This window comes from Rhizobium hidalgonense, assembly GCF_005862185.2.
GTDB lineage: Bacteria > Pseudomonadota > Alphaproteobacteria > Rhizobiales > Rhizobiaceae > Rhizobium > Rhizobium hidalgonense.
In genome coordinates this window covers 919,895-938,988 of sequence record NZ_CP054027.1, presented here as the reverse complement: position 1 = coordinate 938,988, position 19,094 = coordinate 919,895, and the positions used below count along the sequence as shown (strand labels likewise).

General features: G+C 62.3%; 14 protein-coding genes. 7 read left to right on the top strand and 7 right to left on the bottom strand.

The genetic code is table 11. The features are described 5' to 3' along the window. Nucleotides 1-2: 2 nt before the first annotated feature. The 3 genes from FFM81_RS04355 to FFM81_RS04345 form a co-directional block, all read right to left on the bottom strand. Nucleotides 3-3,203, bottom strand: a complete 3,201-nt coding sequence (locus FFM81_RS04355) for an efflux RND transporter permease subunit (protein WP_003566057.1) — start codon at nucleotides 3,201-3,203, stop codon at nucleotides 3-5. A 117-nt stretch (nucleotides 3,204-3,320) separates the two neighbouring features. Next, the gene (locus tag FFM81_RS04350; protein ID WP_097533951.1) at nucleotides 3,321-4,511 is read right to left on the bottom strand and encodes an efflux RND transporter periplasmic adaptor subunit; all 1,191 of its coding nucleotides are present in this window, start codon (nucleotides 4,509-4,511) and stop codon (nucleotides 3,321-3,323) included. A 49-nt stretch (nucleotides 4,512-4,560) separates the two neighbouring features. Continuing rightward, a complete protein-coding gene (locus FFM81_RS04345; RefSeq protein WP_128398125.1) occupies nucleotides 4,561-5,373 on the bottom strand; it encodes an alpha/beta hydrolase fold domain-containing protein in 813 nt (270 codons plus the stop codon). A 161-nt stretch (nucleotides 5,374-5,534) separates the two neighbouring features. On the opposite strand from FFM81_RS04345, the gene FFM81_RS04340 reads away from it, so the two are divergent. Further along, entirely contained in the window at nucleotides 5,535-6,446 is a 912-nt protein-coding gene (locus FFM81_RS04340) for a LysR family transcriptional regulator (RefSeq protein ID WP_003566062.1), read from the top strand. A 231-nt stretch (nucleotides 6,447-6,677) separates the two neighbouring features. Here the strand turns inward: FFM81_RS04340 and FFM81_RS04335 are convergent, their stop codons facing one another. Further along, the gene (locus FFM81_RS04335; protein WP_003566064.1) at nucleotides 6,678-7,421 is read right to left on the bottom strand and encodes an SDR family oxidoreductase; all 744 of its coding nucleotides are present in this window, start codon (nucleotides 7,419-7,421) and stop codon (nucleotides 6,678-6,680) included. A gap of 107 nt (nucleotides 7,422-7,528) precedes the next feature. Here FFM81_RS04335 and FFM81_RS04330 point away from each other — a divergent pair, with 107 nt between their 5' ends. The 3 genes from FFM81_RS04330 to FFM81_RS04320 are packed head-to-tail and all read left to right on the top strand — an operon-like array spanning nucleotide 7,529 to nucleotide 9,445. Then, complete coding sequence (locus tag FFM81_RS04330) at nucleotides 7,529-8,437, top strand: LysR family transcriptional regulator (RefSeq protein ID WP_128398127.1); 909 nt, start codon at nucleotides 7,529-7,531, stop codon at nucleotides 8,435-8,437. 23 nt (nucleotides 8,438-8,460) lie between these two features. After that, a complete protein-coding gene (locus tag FFM81_RS04325) occupies nucleotides 8,461-8,775 on the top strand; it encodes a hypothetical protein (RefSeq protein WP_003566069.1) in 315 nt (104 codons plus the stop codon). 52 nt (nucleotides 8,776-8,827) lie between these two features. Next, complete coding sequence (locus tag FFM81_RS04320; protein ID WP_003566071.1) at nucleotides 8,828-9,445, top strand: DNA-3-methyladenine glycosylase; 618 nt, start codon at nucleotides 8,828-8,830, stop codon at nucleotides 9,443-9,445. Here FFM81_RS04320 and FFM81_RS04315 read toward each other — a convergent pair whose 3' ends face one another. Genes FFM81_RS04315 through FFM81_RS04305 form a run of 3 tightly spaced genes read right to left on the bottom strand, consistent with a single transcriptional unit; the run spans nucleotide 9,446 to nucleotide 12,660 of the window. Further along, nucleotides 9,446-10,987, bottom strand: a complete 1,542-nt coding sequence (locus FFM81_RS04315; RefSeq protein ID WP_138384905.1) for a DHA2 family efflux MFS transporter permease subunit — start codon at nucleotides 10,985-10,987, stop codon at nucleotides 9,446-9,448. It abuts the gene before it with no gap. Continuing rightward, nucleotides 10,980-12,203: an HlyD family secretion protein gene (locus tag FFM81_RS04310; RefSeq protein WP_138384904.1), complete on the bottom strand. Its 1,224-nt coding sequence runs from the start codon at nucleotides 12,201-12,203 to the stop codon at nucleotides 10,980-10,982. The genes FFM81_RS04315 and FFM81_RS04310 overlap by 8 nt, the downstream gene beginning before the upstream one ends. Continuing rightward, entirely contained in the window at nucleotides 12,196-12,660 is a 465-nt protein-coding gene (locus FFM81_RS04305) for a MarR family winged helix-turn-helix transcriptional regulator (RefSeq protein WP_097533956.1), read from the bottom strand. The genes FFM81_RS04310 and FFM81_RS04305 overlap by 8 nt, the downstream gene beginning before the upstream one ends. A gap of 245 nt (nucleotides 12,661-12,905) precedes the next feature. On the opposite strand from FFM81_RS04305, the gene FFM81_RS04300 reads away from it, so the two are divergent. The 3 genes from FFM81_RS04300 (at nucleotide 12,906) to FFM81_RS04290 (ending at nucleotide 19,071) form a co-directional block, all read left to right on the top strand. Beyond that, entirely contained in the window at nucleotides 12,906-14,450 is a 1,545-nt protein-coding gene (locus FFM81_RS04300) for a cation:proton antiporter (RefSeq protein ID WP_138384903.1), read from the top strand. A gap of 260 nt (nucleotides 14,451-14,710) precedes the next feature. After that, a complete protein-coding gene (locus FFM81_RS04295) occupies nucleotides 14,711-15,889 on the top strand; it encodes an efflux RND transporter periplasmic adaptor subunit (RefSeq protein ID WP_025416910.1) in 1,179 nt (392 codons plus the stop codon). After that, nucleotides 15,886-19,071 (top strand): efflux RND transporter permease subunit, encoded by a 3,186-nt coding sequence (locus FFM81_RS04290; protein WP_138384902.1) that lies wholly within the window; start codon nucleotides 15,886-15,888, stop codon nucleotides 19,069-19,071. Before FFM81_RS04295 ends, FFM81_RS04290 begins: the two co-directional genes overlap by 4 nt. Nucleotides 19,072-19,094: the final 23 nt, after the last annotated feature.

Below are 19,094 nucleotides of genomic sequence, written 5' to 3'. Positions count from 1 at the left end.
GTTTATTCCGCTGCGAGCCGGATGACTTCCGCCTCTTCTTCCTTGTGTTCGTCCGGCTTGTGCTGGACGAGCGGACGGTTGCCCGTCAGCCGCCGCAGCAGCACGTAGAACACAGGCGTCATGAAGATGCCGAAGAAGGTCACCCCGATCATACCCGAGAAGACCGCGACACCCATGGCCGCGCGCATCTCTGCGCCAGCGCCGGTGGAGAGCACGAGCGGCACCACACCCATGATGAAGGCGAGCGAGGTCATCAGGATCGGGCGAAGACGAAGGCGGCTGGCCTCGACCGCGGCCTCCCGCGGCGTCCTGCCCTCGAACTCCAGTTCGCGGGCAAATTCCACGATCAGGATCGCGTTCTTCGCCGATAGACCGACGAGCACCACAAGACCGATCTGGGTGAAGATATTATTGTCTCCACCGGTGAGCCAGACACCCGTCAGCGCGGCCAGCACACCCATCGGCACGATCATGATGATTGCAAGCGGCAGCGTCAGGCTTTCATACTGGGCGGCCAGCACCAGGAAGACGAGCAGCAAGGCCAGAGGGAAGACCACGATGCTCGAATTGCCGGCAAGGATCTGCTGATAGGTCAGATCCGTCCATTCGAAGTCGATGCCTGCGGGCAGGGTCTCATGAAGGATCTTCGTGATAGCCGCCTGCGCCTGGCCGGACGAGAAACCCGGTGCCGGACCGCCGTTGATATCGGCAGCGAGGAAGCCGTTATAGCGGTTCGCGCGCTCCGGGCCGGTGCTCGGCTCCACCTTAAGGAGAGCCGAAAGCGGAATCATCTCGCCCGATGCCGAACGGACCTTCAACTGGCCGATATCTTCCGGCTGGGCGCGGAATTTCGCGTCGGCCTGCACCCGGACGCTGTAGGTGCGGCCGAAGGCGTTGAAGTCGTTGACATAGAGCGAACCGAGATAGATCTGCAGCGTCTGGAAGACGTCGGTGACGGAAACCCCAAGCTGCTCGGCCTTGGCGCGGTCGAGATCGGCATAGAGCTGCGGCACGTTGATCTGGAAGCTGGAGAACAGCCCGGCCAGTTCCGGCGTCTGGTAGGCCTTGGCAAGCACCGCCTTGGTGGCCTCATCGAGCGCCTGGTTGCCAAGGCCGGCGCGATCCTCGATCTGCAGCTTGAAGCCGCCCGTCGTGCCGAGACCGTTGACCGGCGGCGGCGGGAACATGGCGATGAAGGCATCCTGGATGGCACCGAATTTCTGGTTCAGCGCCATCGCGATTGCTCCGCCTGCGAGATCCGGCGTCTTGCGCTCCTCGAAGTCCTTCAGCGTCACGAAGACGATGCCGGCATTGGACGAGTTGGTGAAGCCGTTGATCGACAGGCCCGGGAAGGCGATCGCATTGGCAACGCCCGGCTGGGCGAGTGCGATGTCGGTCATCCGCTTGATCACATCTTCCGTGCGGTCGAGGCTGGCAGCATCCGGCAACTGGGCGAAGCCGATCAGATACTGCTTGTCCTGAGACGGCACGAAGCCACCGGGAACCGTCGTGAACAGGCTGTAGGTCGCACCGACCAGCGCCAGATAGATCACCATGACGATGCTCTTGCGCGACAGCAAGCCGCCCACGCCCTTGCCGTAGGCATTCGAGCCCGCGCCGAAGACACGGTTGAAGCCACGGAAGAACCAGCCGAAGATGGCGTCCATGAACCGCGTCAGCCAGTCCTTCGGCTCATGATGGCCTTTCAGCAGAAGGGCTGCCAGCGCCGGTGACAGCGTCAGCGAGTTGAAGGCCGAAATGACGGTCGAGATCGCGATCGTCAGCGCGAACTGGCGATAGAACTGGCCGGACAGGCCGGAGATGAAGGCGAGTGGCACGAAGACCGCGACGAGAACCAGTGCGATCGCGACGATCGGTCCGGAGACCTCCCTCATCGCCTTGTAGGTCGCAGCCCGCGGCGACAGCCCCTGTTCGATATTGCGCTCGACGTTTTCAACCACCACAATCGCATCGTCGACGACGATACCGATCGCCAGCACCAGCCCGAATAGACTGAGCGCGTTGATCGAGAAGCCGAAGACATACATGACCGCGAAGGTGCCGATGATCGATACGGGAACTGCGATCAGCGGGATGATAGAGGCGCGCCATGTCTGCAGGAACAGGATGACGACAAGAACAACAAGCGCGATGGCTTCGAGCAGCGTGTCGATGACCTTCTCGATCGAGGCGCGCACGAATTTCGTCGTATCGTAGACGATCTCGTATTTGACGCCCTCAGGCATGCCTAGCTGCAGCTGATCCATCGTGGCGCGCACATTGTCGGCGATTTCGATGGCGTTCGAGCCAGGCGCCTGAAGCACGGCAACGGCAACCGCCGGCTTGCCGTCAAGCAGCGAACGCAGCGTGTAGTCCGCGGCGCCGAGCTCGATGCGGGCGACATCGCGAAGGCGGGTGATCTCGCCACTGGCGCCCGTTTTGACGATGATGCTGCCGAACTCCTCGGGCGTGCGCAGGCGGCCCTGGGCATTCACGTTGAGCTGCAGATCCACACCCGGCTGGCTAGGCGACGCGCCGATAATGCCGGCGGCGGCCTGGACGTTCTGGGAGCTGATGGCGCTGCTGATGTCGCTGGCGGCGAGATTATGCTCGGCCGCCTTCTGCGGGTCGATCCAGACGCGCATCGAATAATCGCCGGCGCCGAAGACCTGCACCTGACCGACGCCTGCGATGCGGGCGAGCCGGTCCTTGATATTCAGGGTCGCGTAGTTGCGAAGATAGGTGATGTCGTGATTATCGCCGTCGGAGACGAGGTTGACGACCATGATGAAGTTGGGCGAACTCTTGACCGTCGTAATGCCGAGCGAACGGACTTCCGCCGGCAGGCGCGGCTCGGCTTGGCTGACTCGGTTCTGCACGAGCTGCTGCGCCTTGTCGGGGTCAGTGCCGAGCTGGAAGGTGACGGTCACGTTGAGGACGCCATCGGATGTCGCCTGGCTGGACATGTAGAGCATGCCCTCGACGCCGTTGATCTGCTCTTCGAGCGGCGTCGCCACCGTTTCGGCGATGACCGACGGGTTGGCGCCGGGATAGGTGGCGCGCACGACGATCGACGGCGGCACGACCTCCGGATATTCGGAAATCGGCAGCGCCCGCAGGCCGATCAGGCCGGCTACCACGATGAGGACCGAAAGAACGCCGGCAAAGACCGGGCGGTCGACAAAGAATCTGGAGATGTTCATATCAAAGCCCTCTCCGGGGTGAACATGGATGCAACGTCCCTCTCCGGCGGTTTGGAAGCCGCCGGCGGGTCATATCATTTCGGCTATTGGCCCTCCCCCGCGGGGGAGAGCGAAGTCTTATTGAGCGGTCGCGACCTTCTCTTCCATCTGCGGTATGACGACCGCGCCTGGACGAATGCGCTGCAGACCGTTGACAACGATCTTTTCGCCCGCATTCAGGCCGCTTTCGACCACCCGCTGACCGTCGGCCAGTGTGCCGAGCTGGACCTGCCGGTAGGAGACCTTGTTCTCGCCGTCAACGACGAAGACGAATTTCTTGTCCTGGTCGGTGCCGACGGCGCGGTCGCTGATGACGATCTTGTTCTCGGCCTTCGGCTGGCCCATGCGCACCCGCACGAACTGGCCGGGGATGAGACGCCCGCCCGGATTGTCGAACACGGCGCGTACGGCGATCGTGCCGCTTGATGCATCGACCTCATTGTCGATCAGTTGCAGCTTGCCCTTGATCGGCGTGCCGCTGTCGGCCAGCGTGCCGACCTCGACCGGGATCTCTTCGACGGCAGGCAGGGCGCTGTCCGTCTCAGGAAGCTGGGCAAGAGCGCGCGTCACCATCTCTTCGCTGGCATTGAAGCTCGCATAGATCGGATCGACCGAAACGAGCGTCGTCAGTTCAGGCGAGGCGGAGCCGGCGGCAACAAGGTTACCGGCGGTCACCTCGATCTTGCCGATGCGGCCGGACACCGGCGCCCGCACCTGCGTATAATCGAGGTCGAGCTGCGCCGACTGCAGTGCGGCCTGCGCCGAACGCAGCCCCGCCTGCGCCTCGGCCAACGTGCTCTGGCGCTGATCGAGATCGCTCTGGGAGATGGTGCGGCTGTCGGAAAGCCTGCGGCCGCGATCGAGCTCGGTCTGCGCCAGGCTGACCTTGGCATCGGCCGAAGCGACTTGGCCCTGCGCCTGCGCCACGCTCGCCTGATAGGGAGCCGGGTCGATGGTGAAGAGCAGGTCGCCCTGCTTGACCAGCGCCCCTTCGCGGAAGGCCACCGACAGGATAGCGCCGGCAACGCGCGACCGAACTTGCACACGGTCGACGGCTTCGAGACGGCCGGAAAAACTCTCCCAGGCTGTTACGTCACGCGCCGTGACGACGGCAACCGTCACCGGCACAGCGGGAGGCTGCGCGGGGGCGGAAGCGGCCGTAGCGGTCGTGCTCATCGGCAATTCGAAAAACAATGCGGCGCCGGAAACGGACGCAACAAGGCCTAAGCCGGCGCCCACCAGGGCCCAGCGCTTACTTCTGGACGTCATCAGTGCTCTCCTTGCGGCCCCCCTGGGCCGCCGAAATATTAGATCTTCTTCAATGCAATTGCGGTTGGACGCTTAAATCTCGAAGGAAGCTTCCGAAATGGCGGCTGACGTTTTCCTGCCAGTCGTGCGCTCCGTCGGATTTCCCACCATAAATCGAGGGCCAGCCTGTCCCGGCGGGAAAGACATGCTGGCGCACACCGACGCCGGCCTTTGTCAGGCGAGCACCGTAACCAATTGTTTCGTCGTGCAGCGGATCGTCTTCCGCTGTGAATATCAGCGCCGGCGCGACGCCGGAAATACGCGAACAGAGGCAAGGCGCCGCATAGGGGTGACAACCGCCGCCGCTCAAGTAATGGCTCCAGCCTTCCGTCCAGCGCCGACGCATGCCGATGGCATCCGCCTTGCGGATCGACGACGTGCCCATGAACGGATCGAGCAGCGGCGAAATCAGCACCTGACCGTCGAGCGCATCCGGCATCTGATCGCGTGCCTTCAGCGCCACGCCGGCGGCAACATTGCCGCCTGCTTCTTCGCCGGCGACGAAGAGCAACGACTTGCGGTCGCCAAGACCGGCCCGCTTGTTGGCGAGATAGGTGAAAACCGAAAAGGAGACTTCCAGCGCCTGCGGAAATAGATTGCCGGAAAGGCTGCTGTAATCGGCGGCGACGACGATGGCGCCAGCCTTGGCCAAGCTCATCGCCACCGGCCGGTCGACGTTCGTCTCGCTATCGAGAAAAGCGCCGCCATGCAGGTAAAGCACGATGGGCGGACCCTTGCCGTAATCGGCGCCCTGGTAGATACGTGCGGAAACGGGGCCGATGGCCACCTTATCCAGCATCATATCTTTCCATGCCACCGTCATGCTTCCGGTCTCTTTCGCGTCTCACAAACAGACAACGCCTGCCGCTTGCATTTTGCACAAAAAACATATTGTTATTCCAACCAGGGAATAAGAAGCGATATCGCGATTACACTGTTCCAGATCTCGAACAATGGTGCAACGCAAACTGCGGACTTCAACCGATGGATCAGCTCTCGGCAATGCGCGTCTTCATCCGGGTGGTGGAGACGGGCAATTTCACCCGCGCCGCCGACATGCTCGCCATGCCCAAGGCGACGGTAACCAATCTCATCCAGGGCCTGGAGGCGCATCTGCGCACCAAGCTGTTGAATCGGACGACGCGCCGGGTCATGGTGACCACGGATGGCGCGCTTTATTACGAACGCGCCGCCCAGATCATTTCTGAACTGGAGGAACTCGACGGCAGCCTCTCCAATTCGCAGAGCCTGCCGAGCGGGCGACTGCGTGTCGAAATGGCCGGTGCTTTCGCCGATTGGATCGTCGTTCCCGCACTCTGCGATTTTTACCAGCGTTATCCCGATATCCGCATCGACCTCGGCGTCGGCGACCGCACGGTCGATTATCTTGCGGAAAATGTCGACTGCGCGCTGCGGGGCGGCACGCCGGCCGACCAGTCGCTGATCGCGCGCCGTGTCTCCGAGGTCGAGATGCTTACCTGTGCCTCACCGAGCTATATCCAGAAATTCGGCATGCCCGAGCGGCCGGAGGATCTGGAGGCCGATCATTACTCCGTCAACTATTTCCGCGCCCAGAACAACCGAACGCTGCCTTTCGAATTTCGCCGGAACAACGAGGTGATCGAGACCAGTCCGCGTTACATCGCTTCGGTCAACGATAGCCGTACCTATCTGACGGCTGCGCTCACAGGTCTTGGTATCGCGCAGGTGCCGATCTTCATGGCGCGTGAGCCGATGGCAAAGGGTGAACTCGTCCGCGTGCTCCCGGACTGGCGCCGCGATCCGCTGCCGCTCTACGTCGTCTACCCCCCGAACCGCCACCTCAGCAACAAGGTCCGCGTCTTTGTCGACTGGCTGGTGAAGCTTCTGGTGGAGGCCAGACTGAACGACTTCTGAGCGCAAAAAATACGGCCCGGAGGCAGGAAACCTTCAACGGACCGTAATATGTGCAACTTTGAACATCAAGCCTGTCGCACCGCAGGAAGGGCGCGGCAGGCTCTGGAGGTTCGGAAAAGAGCGGCAGGGAATTCCACTCTCTCGCGATAGAACAGATATACGGACTCTCCGCAGGATTGTAAGCGGAAATGCCGCAAGCCCGTTCACATAATTGCGATCGCGCCGCCTGCGTCAGACCACGCCGCCATTGGCGCGCAGCGCCTGACCATTGATCCAGCCGCCGTCGGGGCCGGCGAGAAAGGCCACCGCGGCGGCGATGTCCTCGGGCTTGCCGAGGCGCTCCAGCGGGTTCATCTTCGCCATGCGAGCGACGAGTTCCTCCGACTTGCCATTGAGGAAAAGATCGGTGGCGACGGGACCGGGCGCGATGGCGTTGACGGTGATATTGCGGCCGCGCATCTCCTTGGCCATGATCGCCGTCAACGTTTCGACTGCGGCCTTGGTGGCGGCATAGACACCATAGGTTTCGAGCTTCAACCCGACGACCGAGGTCGAGAAATTGATGATCCGGCCGCCGTCGCGCAGGCGCTTGGCGGCCTCGCGCAACGTATTGAAGGTGCCCTTGAGGTTGACGGCAATCTGGCGGTCGAAATTGGCATCATCGGCGTCGGCGAGAGAGGAGAGCATCATGATGCCGGCATTGTTGACGAGAACGTCGACCCCGCCGAAAACGGCTTCCGCGGCATCGAACATGCGGCGAACAGCTTGTGGATCGCTGACATCAGCTTTCTCAGTCAGCGCCTTGCCGCCGGCCTGCTCGATCTCCCTGGCGAGTTCCTCGGCGGGCGCCGCATTGCCGGAATAATTGATGACGACGGCAAAACCATCCCTGGCGAGACGTTGGGCGACGGCCGCGCCGATGCCGCGGGAAGCGCCGGTGACCAACGCGACCTTGCCGTTTTGTCTGGAAGCCATTGTCTTTCTCCTTTCATCGCGTTCCGATGAGAGGAAGATAAGCCCTTTCCTTCCACGAATAATCCGCCATCTTACGCCATCACTATCCGGGGACGACGAACAAACAGATGGACAGATTCGATGCCATGCGGGTGTTTTGCCGCATCATGGAACGCCGCAGCTTCACGCTTGCCGCCGAAGACACCGGCCTGCCGCGATCAACCGTCACCGATGCGGTGAAGCAGCTGGAGGCTCGCCTCGGCGTGCGCCTGCTCCAGCGCACCACACGCCATGTCAGCCCGACGCTCGACGGCGAAGCCTATTACCAGCGCTGCCTGTCCATCCTCGCCGATATCGAAGATGCCGAGGGCGCCTTTGCCGGCGCCAAGCCGAGGGGGATGCTGCGGGTCGACGTGCATGGCACCCTTGCCCGCCATTTCGTGCTGCCGAGCCTGCCATCCTTCCTGGAGACTTATCCCGACATCGAATTCTACATGAGCGAGGGCGACCGACTGGTCGACCTGGTGCGCGAAGGCATCGATTGCGTGCTGCGCGTCGGCACGCCCGGGGATAGCGACATGATCATCAGGCGCGTTGCCATGCTGGATGAGATTACCCTCGCCTCGCCTGATTATATCGCCAGCCACGGCCTACCGCAGCATCCGGACCGGCTTGCCGGCCACCGCATGGTCGGTTTCCGCTCCAGCGGCACCGGCAGCCCGCTGCCGCTCGAATTCATCGTCGACGGCGTGGTTCGCGAGATCACCATTCCCGCCACCGTCACTGTCAACGCCGCCGAAACTTATATTTCGGCGGCGAGAATAGGCCTCGGCCTGATCCAGATCCCGCGGTATCACGCCGAAAAAGATCTTGCCGAGGCAACGCTGATCCATGTGCTTGAGGATTTTCCGCTGACCCCGACGCCGGTTTCCCTGCTCTATCCGCGCAACCGCCAGCTTTCGCCGCGCGTGCGGGTCTTCATCGACTGGCTGGTGAAGGTCTTCGCTCGACAAAAGTCGGAAAACGCGCTTTGCTAATATGAGCGCTTGGGGGAACGGCCATGGCACTCAACGATATCACCGTCTACCAGACTGAAGACGGCTTCGTCGTCGAGTTCGGCGGCGAAGGCGTGGACAGCATTGCCGTGACGCTGCGAAGCACGCCGGAATTGACGCCGGAAAACGCCGTTTCGCGGGCCAAAGCCCTGCTTGCGGCGGCGATCGAACCCGCCCATGGCGACGGCGCGCGCGGCAAGGACCCCGCTCTTCTCGAAGAGGAACTGGAGGAAGGCCTGGAAGACTCCTTCCCAGCGAGCGACCCGGTCTCGGTCACATCGTCCTCGATCCCGATGCGCGATCCGAATGCCGGCCGTTAATGCCATGGCGCCAAAGCATGAAGCGGTTTCGGGATGACGGCGGGTGCACCGGATGTTATCTGCATCGGCCATGATCGATGGTGGAACGATATCGGGCGCGATCGGCACCGGCGCGCTGACCGGCGAAAGCCTCAAGGCGTTCTTCGAGCGCGACGCTATCGCCGTTGCCCGGGATCTGCTCGGCTGCCATCTCACAGTCGATGGCTCCGGCGGCCGCATCACCGAGACGGAAGCCTATTTCCCCGATGACGAGGCCTCCCACAGTTTTCGCGGTCCGTCCAAGCGAAACGGCGCCATGTTCGGCCGGCCCGGCAATGTCTATATCTACCGCATCTACGGCATGTACTGGTGCCTGAATTTCGTCTGCCATCCGGGCTCGGCCGTGCTGATCCGCGCGCTCGAGCCGGAAACGGGAATCCCTTTGATGATGGAGCGGCGCGGCAGCGATATACTGACCGCGCTCTGCAGCGGCCCCGGCAAACTCTGCCAGGCGCTCGGCATCGATATCAACCTCAACGACCGGCCGCTCGACCGCCCGCCTTACGCGCTCACGCCCTCCGCGCCTGTGCCCGTCGTCTCGGGAAAACGCATCGGCATCACGAAAAATGCCGAAGCACCTTGGCGCTTCGGCATTCAGGGGTCGCGTTTTCTTAGCAAGCCTTTTCGCTGATTATTCCACGACCGCGCTGTGGTCGACAGCAGGTGCCGCCTTCGGCTTGCGCAGCAGCAGCACCAGCGGAATGACCGCGAGCGACATCAGCATCAGCAGCTTGAAATCGTCCATATAAGCGATGATCGTCGATTGCAGCGTGATGATCTCGTTGAGCGAAGCGCGTCCGGCCGCCGTCAGCGGGCTGAGCCCCTGCGCCGCGACAGCGTTGAAGGCATGGTTGAACGGCGTCACATAGGATGCGATCGATTCATGATTGCTCTGCGTATTCTCGACGATCAGCGCTGAGACGATCGAAATGCCGACCGCTGAACCGATGTTTCGCGACAGATTGTAGAGGCCGGTGCCGTCGCCGCGCATATGAGCGGGCAGCGTGGCGAAAGCGATTGTCGTCAGCGGCACGAAGAGGAAACCGAGGCCGGCGCCCTGGATGAAGCCGACCGAGATGATCGTCCATTGCGAGACATCGGGCGTCCAGCCGGTCATGTCGTACATCGCCCAGGCGGTCAGGCCGAGACCGAGCACCAGCAGCAAGCGCGTATCGACCTTGCCGATCAGCCGTCCGACGATGAACATGCAGAGCATGGTGCCAAGTCCGCGCGGCCCCATGACGATGCCGGCTGTGATGACCGGATAACCCATCAGCGTCTGCAGATAGGGCGTCATCAACGCCAGCGACGCGAGATAGGTGACGCCGACCACGAAGATGAAAATCATGCTGACCGAGAAGTTCTGGTCGAGGAACAGCTTCGGATTGACGAAGGATTTCTCTGCCGTCAGCGTGTGCACCAGAAGCAGATAGAATGCGGCGGCGCAGATGATCGCTTCGAGCATGATCTCACCCGAGGAGAACCAATCGAGTTGCTCACCGCGGTCGAGGAAGAGTTGCAGTGCGGCGATGAACAAGCTCATCATTCCGAAGCCGAACCAGTCAAGTTTGGCGAGCGCATCCCGCTTCGTTTCCGAAACGAAGATGACGATACCGGCAAAAGCCAGCGCCCCGATCGGCACGTTGATGTAGAACACCCAGCGCCAGCTGATATTGTCGGTCAGCCAGCCGCCGATGACCGGCCCGAGGACCGGCCCGACCATCACCGAGACGCCGAAAAGCGCCATGGCCGAACCGCGCTCCTCCACCGTATAGATATCGAGAAGAATACCCTGGGAAAGCGGCACCAGCGATGCGCCGAACAAGCCCTGCAGCAGGCGGAAGGCGACGATCTGGTTCAGCGATTGCGCCAGGCCGCAGAGCACCGAAGCAACCACGAAACCGGCGATGGCGACGAGCAGCACACGCTTGCGGCCGAACTTGGCGGCGAGGAAACCCGAGGGCGGCGTCATGATCGCCGCCGCGACGATATAGGATGTCAGGACCCAGTTGATCTGGTCGGCCGACGCCGACACGCTGCCTTGGATATAAGGCAGCGCCACGTTGGCGATCGTCGTATCCAGCGCCTGCATGATGACAGCAAGGATGACGCAGACCGTGATCGCGCCGCGATTGGCGACCGAGGTCGCCGGAGATGTAGCAACGTTACTCATGGTCCTTGCCCTGAGGCCGGCCCAGAAGCTTGTTGACGAAGTCGGGCAGGCCGCGGGCATGGCCGGTATCGACATCGACGACCGTGCTCATGCCGACGCGAAGCGGCGGCTTGCCTTCGGCATCCTCGATGCTGACGCGCATCGGAATGCGCTGCACGACCTTCACCCAATTGCCCGTGGTGTTCTGCGCCGGCAGCAGCGAGAAGCTGGAGCCGGAGGCCGGGCTGATGCTCTCGACCTTGCCCTTCCACATCACGCCGGGATAGGTGTCGACGTAGATCTCGGCCGTCTGGCCGGGCTTGACATAGGTCAGCTCGGTTTCCTTCGGGCTGGCGGCGATCCAGAGGTGATCGGTGGCGACAAGCGAGAAGGCCTGCTGCGACGCCTGCAGGTAGGAGCCGACCTGCAGCGCATTGACATTGGTGACGATGCCGTCGAACGGCGCCTTGACGATGCTATGGTCGAGTTCACGCTGGGCGTTGTCGACCTGCGATTTGGCCTGCAGATAGAGCGGGTTTTCCTCGATCGGCTGGTCGGCCGAACCGCCGAGCTGGGCAAGCGTCGTTGCCGCTTCCGCCTTGGCGACTGTCACCTTCTGTTGCGCCGCCTCGAGATTGTGCTTGGCCTCGTCATAGGCCGATTGCGTCGCACTGCCATTATTGACGAGGTTCTGCTGCCGGTCGAACTGATCCTGGTAATAAGGCAGATCGGCTTGCGCCTGCGTGATCTCGGCGAGTGATTGCTGGTAGCTCGCCTTGAGGTTCATGATCTGATTGCGCTGCGCGCCGAGTTGCGCCTTGGCGCCATCGAGCGCGATTTTGAAGGAATCGGCTCTCAGGCTGAAGAGCACCTGTCCTGCCTTGACCGCCTCGTTCTCATGCACGTCGATCTTCTCGACGATGCCCGAGACATCGGTGGTAAGCCCGACCATATCGGCCTGGAGATAGGCGTTGTCGGTCGACATCACCTGGCCGCCATTGACGTAATAGTAGCCGCCGACGACGAGCGCCACCGGCAAGAGGGCGAACAGGATCGGCCGCGTGAGACTGCGCCGGCGGCGGACCTTGTTGCTGCCAGGCGCAGCCACGGCGGCAGCCGGCGCTGAATTGGATGAAGGCGCTTCGGCTACCGTTTCCTGCTGTTTGGCTTGGTTTTCTTCGACAGATGTCTTGGCATTGGCGTCGGCAACGACGCGGAGGGAGGGTTGATCAGCCATCGTTCGTCTCATTCTCTTCGACCGGTGTTCGGCAAGCCTGCACCAGGTTCGTCTTCATTACGGATAGGGTTTGGTAAAGCTGCTCGCGCTGCTCGGCCGAGACGCCGTCCAGCGCTTCTGCACGGGTTACATCGCCGAGATCGCGCATTTCGGCGAGCAGCGGATGGGCCTCCTCGCGCATGTAGAGCAGCCAGATGCGCCGGTCGGTCGGGTGCTGGCGGCGCTCGATCAACCCGCGTTCGGCGAGCTTGTCGAGGATGCGCACGAGCGTGATCGGCTCGACTTCGAGTATTTCCGCAAGCCCGCTCTGGTGGATGCCCTCGTTGTTCGAGAGGTAGGCCAGCGTCTGCCACTGCGAACGGGTCAGTCCAAGGCATTTCGCGCGTTGTTCGAACCGCTTGCGCAGCAGCCGTGCAACGTCGTGGAGAAGGAAGCCGAGGGTCGGCGTGGCACTCATGAAAACCTGCGATCGTTAATTTATAAGCATACTTATGATATCGGTAGATATATTGAGCATGCCGGCCACGCAAGGGCACGGCCGAAGGATTTCGCAGACGCCGCCAAAATGCCGCAGGTGCGGCCAGGAGGCTCGCAATCGTCGTGTCTTGCCGTGATGCAAGACTTCCGTCCGGTGGTCACAGCCCAGCTTCAGCCCTAATTTCAAGTAGAGATCGCCTCCGCCGGAGGTGGCAGGAGGGCTCGATGGCGTTCTTCGAAAGCATGCTGACGCTGCTTCTGGTGGCGATCGTCTTCCTGCAGTTTTCCAGGAAATTCCGCATTCCTTATCCAACCATGCTGGCGATCGCCGGGATCATCGTCGCCGCCGTTCCCTGGGCGCCCGAGGTCGCGATCGATCCCGAGCTGGCGCTGGCGCTGCTGATCGCGCCGGTGCTTTTCGACGCCGCCTATGATCTGCCGCCGCGGACGTTGCGACGCAACTGGCTGCCGCTGTTCTCGCTCGCCGCTATCGCCGTTATCCTGACGGCCGCAGCCGTCGCCGCCGTCGGCGTGACCATGGCCGGCCTGCCGCTTGCCGCAGCCGTGGCACTCGGCGCCATCGTCGCGCCGCCGGATGCCGCGGCTGCAACCGCCATGCTCGACCGCTTCGATCTACCCCGTCAGACCTATGTGATCCTGAAGGGCGAAAGCCTGTTGAACGATGCCGTGGCGCTCCTGATCTTCAGCGCCGCGGTGGCCGCCGCCGCAAGCCCCGCCTTCTTTACCGGCGTCCTGGCAAAACTGGCGCTGGCGGTGCCGGGCGGCCTCGTCCTCGGTTACCTCCTCGGCCGTCTCTATATGGTCGTCGGGTTGAAGCTCGCCGGCACGCTCGGCGGCACCCTGCTTGAATTTGTCGCCACCTTCGGCACGTGGATCATCGCCGAACGGCTGCACCTTTCGGCCATTCTGGCGATCGTCGTCTATGCGATGGTGATCGCCCGCTACATGCCCGAGCGCCAGACGGCCCGCCACCGCATTCATTCCTATTCGGTCTGGGAGGCCGCAGTCTTCCTGCTCAACGTGCTCGCTTTCCTGCTGATGGGCCTGCAGGTCCGCCAGATCGTCCTCGACCTCGATCCCGGCCGGCTGAGTTTTGCGATCACCTTGGCCGCTGCGGTCTTCATCACCGTCATCGTCACCCGCCTGGCCTGGGTGCTGTTCTATAACCGCGTCATCACCGTCCTCGCCAAGCGCGGCTATACCAAGCAAGCCGTTCCCACCTTCGCGACCAGCCTGCTTGCCGGCTGGTGCGGCATGCGCGGCCTCGTCACGCTGGCGACCGCGCTCGCTCTGCCGATCGACTTCCGCGATCGCGACATCATCCTGCTCAGTGCGCTTGCCGTTGTTCTCGGCACCCTCATCGTCCAGGGCCTGACGCTCGGACCACTGATCCGCTTGCTGAAATTCGAACCGGATACCTCACTCGACCGCGACCTCACCAGAGCCCGGGTCGCATTGATCGATGCGGCACTTGCCGAACTTGCCGGCGGCGAGGACAAATCCGCCCGCATCCTGCGCGACGTCTACACCTCCGAGCGCGAGATCGCCGCCGACGGCAAACACCCGCGCGAAGTCAGCAGGCTCGACAAGCGGCGTCGTAGCGTCATCGCCGCCAAACGTCGCAAACTGGCGGCAATGCGTCGTGCCGACGAGATCGACGACGATGTCTTCCACATGTTGGAACAGGAGCTCGATTGGGCCGAACTTGCCGTCCTGCCGCCCGGCCGCGACGAGATCGTCGAAAGCTGACACCATCCATGAAGTTTTGATGGATTTTGCAACCGCAGCCAATTGGCATTTGCTATTTTTCGCCGCTGCCGTTTATATCCGGTTCCATAGCGTTACGATTTTTCCGATGTTGCATTGCGTGCCGGCCTTCCTTTCCAAAGGATTGGACACCGGGGGAAATCGCGGGGGCCGAGGCCTTCGTTCTAAGCAAAGACCTGAATAGCATCACTTCATCTTAGCTTCGTCGGCAGTTGATCGGCCGTCGAGATTGGAGGACCGGTATGACTTACGTGCTTCGACAGATGTTGGCGCTTGGCTGCATCGCCACGTTCATGCCTCTGGCCGCGATGGCGCAGGGCGCACCGGCTGCTCCCCCTCCCGTCACCGTCGCAAAACCGGTGGTTCGCGATGTCGTCGATAATGACGAATTCATCGGCCGTTTCCAGCCGGTCGACGAAGTCTCCGTCCGCTCGCGCGTCGGCGGATACCTGCAGGAAGTCCATTTCGAGGACGGGGCCCTGGTCAAGCAAGGCGACCTCCTGTTCGTCATCGACCAGCGGCCGTTCATCACCGCGCTCAACCAGGCAAAGGCCGCGCTAGAAGCGTCGCAGTCGACCCTTGTCTTTGCCGATGCTCAGTACAAGCGCGCCCAGTCGCTCGCTTCGAGCGGCAGCCAATCCGCGCAGACGCTGGACGATCGCCGCCGCGACTTCGATTCTGCTGAGGCCAATGTCCGCGGCGCTCAGGCCGCGGCCGATCGCGCTTCCCTCGATATGGAATATACCGAGATCAAAGCGCCGCTCAGCGGCCGCATCGACCGCCGCCTGCTCTCGACCGGCAATCTCGTTCAGGCCGACCAGACGGTGCTCACGACGATCGTCTCCCTCGATCCGATCGATTTCTATTTCGACGTCGACGAGCGCCGCCTGCTGAATTTCGCCGACACCGCGCGCAAACAGGGCAAAGACCTGCAGCTTGGCGGGGGCGGCGTCGACGTATCGGTCACGATCTCCGACCCCACCGCCAAGCCTTTCATGGGCAAACTCGATTTCGCCGAGAACCGGGTCGACAATGAGAGCGGCACGATCCGCATTCGCGCCCGGCTTGCAAATCCCGATCTCGTCCTGCAGCCGGGCCTGTTCGGTCGTGTGCAAGTCGCAGCCTCCAATACCTACAAGGCTATTCTCGTCCCGGACGAGGCGATCGGCTCGGATCAGAATGAACGCGTCGTTTATGTCGTCGACGCGCAAGGCAAGGTTTCGACCAAGCCCGTGCGGCCCGGACCACGGCTCTACGGCTATCGCGTCATCCGTGAAGGCCTCGACGGCACCGAGACGATCATTGTCAACGGCCTGATGCGCGCCCGGCCGGGTTCGACGATCACGCCGCAGATGAGCGAACTGCCCCAAGAGCGGCAGGACACTCCGCCCGAATCCGCAAACGCGGAGAGCGGACAATGAGATTCGCCCATTTCTTCGTGGACCGGCCGATCTTTGCGGCCGTCATCTCGATCTTCTTTCTCGTGGTCGGTGGCATCGCCTATACGCAATTGCCGGTCTCCCAATATCCGGAGATCGCGCCGCCCACCATCGTCGTGCGCACCTCCTATCCCGGCGCCGACCCGCAGACCATCGCCGACACCGTTTCGACCCCGCTCGAGCAACAGATCAACGGCGTCGAAGACATGCTTTATATGTCTTCCTACTCCAGCGCCGACGGCGCCATGTCGCTGACGATCACCTTCAAGCTCGGCACCGATCTCGACAAGGTCCAGGTGCTGGTCCAGAACCGCGTTTCGATCGCCCTCCCCCGTCTTCCCGAGGAAGTCCAGCGGCTCGGCGTGACCACCGACAAGAGTTCGCCCGACCTGATGATGGTGGTGCACCTCCTGTCGCCCTCGCACCGCTATGACCAGCTTTATGTCTCGAACTATGCCCGCAACCGCATCCGCGACGTTCTTGTGCGCCTTGACGGCGTCGGCGACGTGCAGGTCTTCGGCGAACGCCAGTATTCGATGCGCATCTGGCTCGATCCGGAAAAGCTCTCGGCCTATGGCATGACGTCGGACGACGTCGTCTCAGCCCTGAGGGACCAGAACGTCCAAGTCTCCGGCGGCAAGATTGGGGCGCCCCCCGTCACCGGCAAGAACGCCTTCGAATATACGGTGCGAACGGACGGGCGTTTCTCCGATGTGCGCGAGTTCCGCTATGTCATCGTCAAATCGACGGGGGCGGGCCGGCTTGTGCAGTTGCAGGATGTCGCCCGCATCGAGCTCGGCGCACAGGATTACGTCACCAACAGTTACCTCAACAACGACCCTGCCGTCGCTCTCGGGATTTTCGCCCGGCCGGGAACCAATGCTCTCGATACGGCTCACCAGATCCAGACGCTGATGAAGGATATCTCCCAGACTTTCCCCGAGGGCCTGGAATATCGCATCGTCTATGACACGACCGAGTTCATCTCGGATTCGATCGACGAGGTTTACCGAACCATTGCCGAAGCGGCCATCCTGGTGGCCATCGTCGTTCTTGTCTTCCTGCAATCCTGGCGGACCGCGATCATCCCGATCGTCGCCATTCCCGTCTCGTTGATCGGCACCTTCGCCGTTTTGCTCGCCTTCGGCTTTTCGCTCAATATGCTGACGCTGTTCGGCCTCGTGCTGGCCATCGGCATCGTCGTCGACGACGCGATCGTGGTGGTGGAAAACGTCGAGCGCAATCTGGCGCGCGGTATGACGCCGAAGCAGGCGTCTCACGTCACGATGGACGAAGTTGGAACCGCTGTTGTGGCGATCTCGCTGGTGCTGATCGCGGTGTTCGTGCCGACGGCCTTCATCCCCGGCATATCGGGCCAGTTCTACAGGCAGTTCGCGGTGACGATCTCGGTCACAACGGCGATATCGGCATTGAACTCCCTCACGCTCTCGCCGGCGCTTGCAGGCATATTGTTGAAAGCCCATGATCACGAGACCAAGCGCAAGAGCATCGCCTCACGCTTTGGAAGCGGCCTGGCAAACGGCTTCAATCGCGGCTTCGACCGGATGAGCTCAGGCTATTCGTGGACCGTCCGGCACCTGGTCGGCAGCTGGGTAGGCTTGACCTGCTCGATGCTCGCTTTCGTCGGCCTTCTCGGCGCGACATGGTACATGACCACCCGGGTGCCCTCGGGTTTCATCCCGACCATGGACCAGGGTTACGCGATCGTCGTCGTGCAGCTTCCCGACGGCGCCTCGCTTGCGCGGACCGATGCCGTCGTCAAACAGGTGGGCGACATTGCCCGAACCGTGCCCGGCGTCGGCAATGCCGTGCAATTTGCCGGCTTCAGCGGCGCGACCTTCACCAATGCCTCGAATGCGGGCGTGGTCTTCGTTCCGTTCAAATCCTTTGCCGAACGCGAGGAAGGCGGAGAAAACGCCAACAAGATCATCGGCGAGCTCTTCGGCAAGCTGCAGAGCATCCAGGAAGCCTTCATCATCGCCATCCCGCCGCCATCCGTGCGTGGCGTCGGCAATTCCGGCGGCTTCAAGATGCAGATCTCCGATCTCGAAAACCCCGACATGACCCGCGTGCTCGGCCTTGCCCGCCAGATGATGGGGGCGGCGGCAACGACGGAAGGGCTGACCGGCGTCTTTACGACATTCTCCGATGCCAGCCCGCAATATTTTCTGTCGATCGACCGCGACAAGGCGCGCTTCCTGAACGTGCCGATCCCCAATATCTTCAATGCGCTTTCGATCAATCTCGGCGTCGCCTACGTGAACGATTTCAATGCGTTCGGCCGCGTTTACCAGGTTCGCGCCCAGGCCGACCGGCAATACCGCATGGACAGGGAGGATATTCTCGCCCTGAAGGTAAGATCGGCGACCGGCGCACTGGTGCCTCTCGGAACCCTGATGGATATTCAGGACTCCAGCGGCCCGGCGCTCGTTCAGCGCTACAACATGTATGTCTCGGTGCCGCTTCAGGGCAATCCGACGCCCGGCACCTCGACGGGCGATGCGCTGAAGAAGATGGAGGAACTGGCGGCCAAGATCCTTCCACCCGGAACGACCTTCGAATGGACGGAACTTGCTTATCAGGAGACCCATACCGGCAATACCGCCGTCTACATCTTCGCCCTGTCCGTCATTTTCGTCTTCCTGGCGTTGGCGGCCCAATATGAAAGCTGGGTTCTACCGCTCGCGATCATCCTCATCGTCCCGCTTGCCGTGCTCGCCGCGCTGATCGGGGTCTCGCTGAGGGGGATGGACAACAACGTCCTGACGCAGATCGGCCTGATCGTCCTGATCGGCCTTGCGGCCAAGAACGCCATCCTGATCGTCGAGTTTGCCAGACAGGCGGAAGACGAGGGCAAGTCGCCGGTGGAGGCGGCCATCGAGGCCAGCCATCTTCGCCTGCGCCCGATCCTGATGACGGCATTCGCCTTCATCTTCGGCGTTCTGCCGCTTGCCATCGCCACCGGCCCCGGCGCCGAAATGCGCCAATCGCTCGGCACGGCCGTCTTTTCGGGCATGCTTGGCGTGACGATCTTCGGCCTGTTCCTGACGCCGGTCTTCTACGTCGTGCTGCGCGGCTGGCGGCGTAGCCGGCCGGCGGAGAAACCGGTCGAGACCGCCCCGGTTGAAAGCGAGACGGTCTGACGCGCTTCGGCAGGCGGCCGACG

What these genes read in the sequence shown, in the direction of transcription:
- FFM81_RS04355 (WP_003566057.1), bottom strand. Translation starts at nt 3,203, where the DNA reads ATGAACATCTCCAGATTCTTTGTCGACCGCCCGGTCTTTGCCGGCGTT.
- FFM81_RS04320 (WP_003566071.1), top strand. Translation starts at nt 8,828, where the DNA reads ATGTTATCTGCATCGGCCATGATCGATGGTGGAACGATATCGGGCGCG.
- FFM81_RS04305 (WP_097533956.1), bottom strand. Translation starts at nt 12,660, where the DNA reads ATGAGTGCCACGCCGACCCTCGGCTTCCTTCTCCACGACGTTGCACGG.
- FFM81_RS04345 (WP_128398125.1), bottom strand. Translation starts at nt 5,373, where the DNA reads ATGACGGTGGCATGGAAAGATATGATGCTGGATAAGGTGGCCATCGGC.
- FFM81_RS04290 (WP_138384902.1), top strand. Translation starts at nt 15,886, where the DNA reads ATGAGATTCGCCCATTTCTTCGTGGACCGGCCGATCTTTGCGGCCGTC.
- FFM81_RS04340 (WP_003566062.1), top strand. Translation starts at nt 5,535, where the DNA reads ATGGATCAGCTCTCGGCAATGCGCGTCTTCATCCGGGTGGTGGAGACG.
- FFM81_RS04295 (WP_025416910.1), top strand. Translation starts at nt 14,711, where the DNA reads ATGACTTACGTGCTTCGACAGATGTTGGCGCTTGGCTGCATCGCCACG.
- FFM81_RS04315 (WP_138384905.1), bottom strand. Translation starts at nt 10,987, where the DNA reads ATGAGTAACGTTGCTACATCTCCGGCGACCTCGGTCGCCAATCGCGGC.
- FFM81_RS04310 (WP_138384904.1), bottom strand. Translation starts at nt 12,203, where the DNA reads ATGGCTGATCAACCCTCCCTCCGCGTCGTTGCCGACGCCAATGCCAAG.
- FFM81_RS04335 (WP_003566064.1), bottom strand. Translation starts at nt 7,421, where the DNA reads ATGGCTTCCAGACAAAACGGCAAGGTCGCGTTGGTCACCGGCGCTTCC.
- FFM81_RS04350 (WP_097533951.1), bottom strand. Translation starts at nt 4,511, where the DNA reads ATGACGTCCAGAAGTAAGCGCTGGGCCCTGGTGGGCGCCGGCTTAGGC.
- FFM81_RS04300 (WP_138384903.1), top strand. Translation starts at nt 12,906, where the DNA reads ATGGCGTTCTTCGAAAGCATGCTGACGCTGCTTCTGGTGGCGATCGTC.
- FFM81_RS04330 (WP_128398127.1), top strand. Translation starts at nt 7,529, where the DNA reads ATGGACAGATTCGATGCCATGCGGGTGTTTTGCCGCATCATGGAACGC.
- FFM81_RS04325 (WP_003566069.1), top strand. Translation starts at nt 8,461, where the DNA reads ATGGCACTCAACGATATCACCGTCTACCAGACTGAAGACGGCTTCGTC.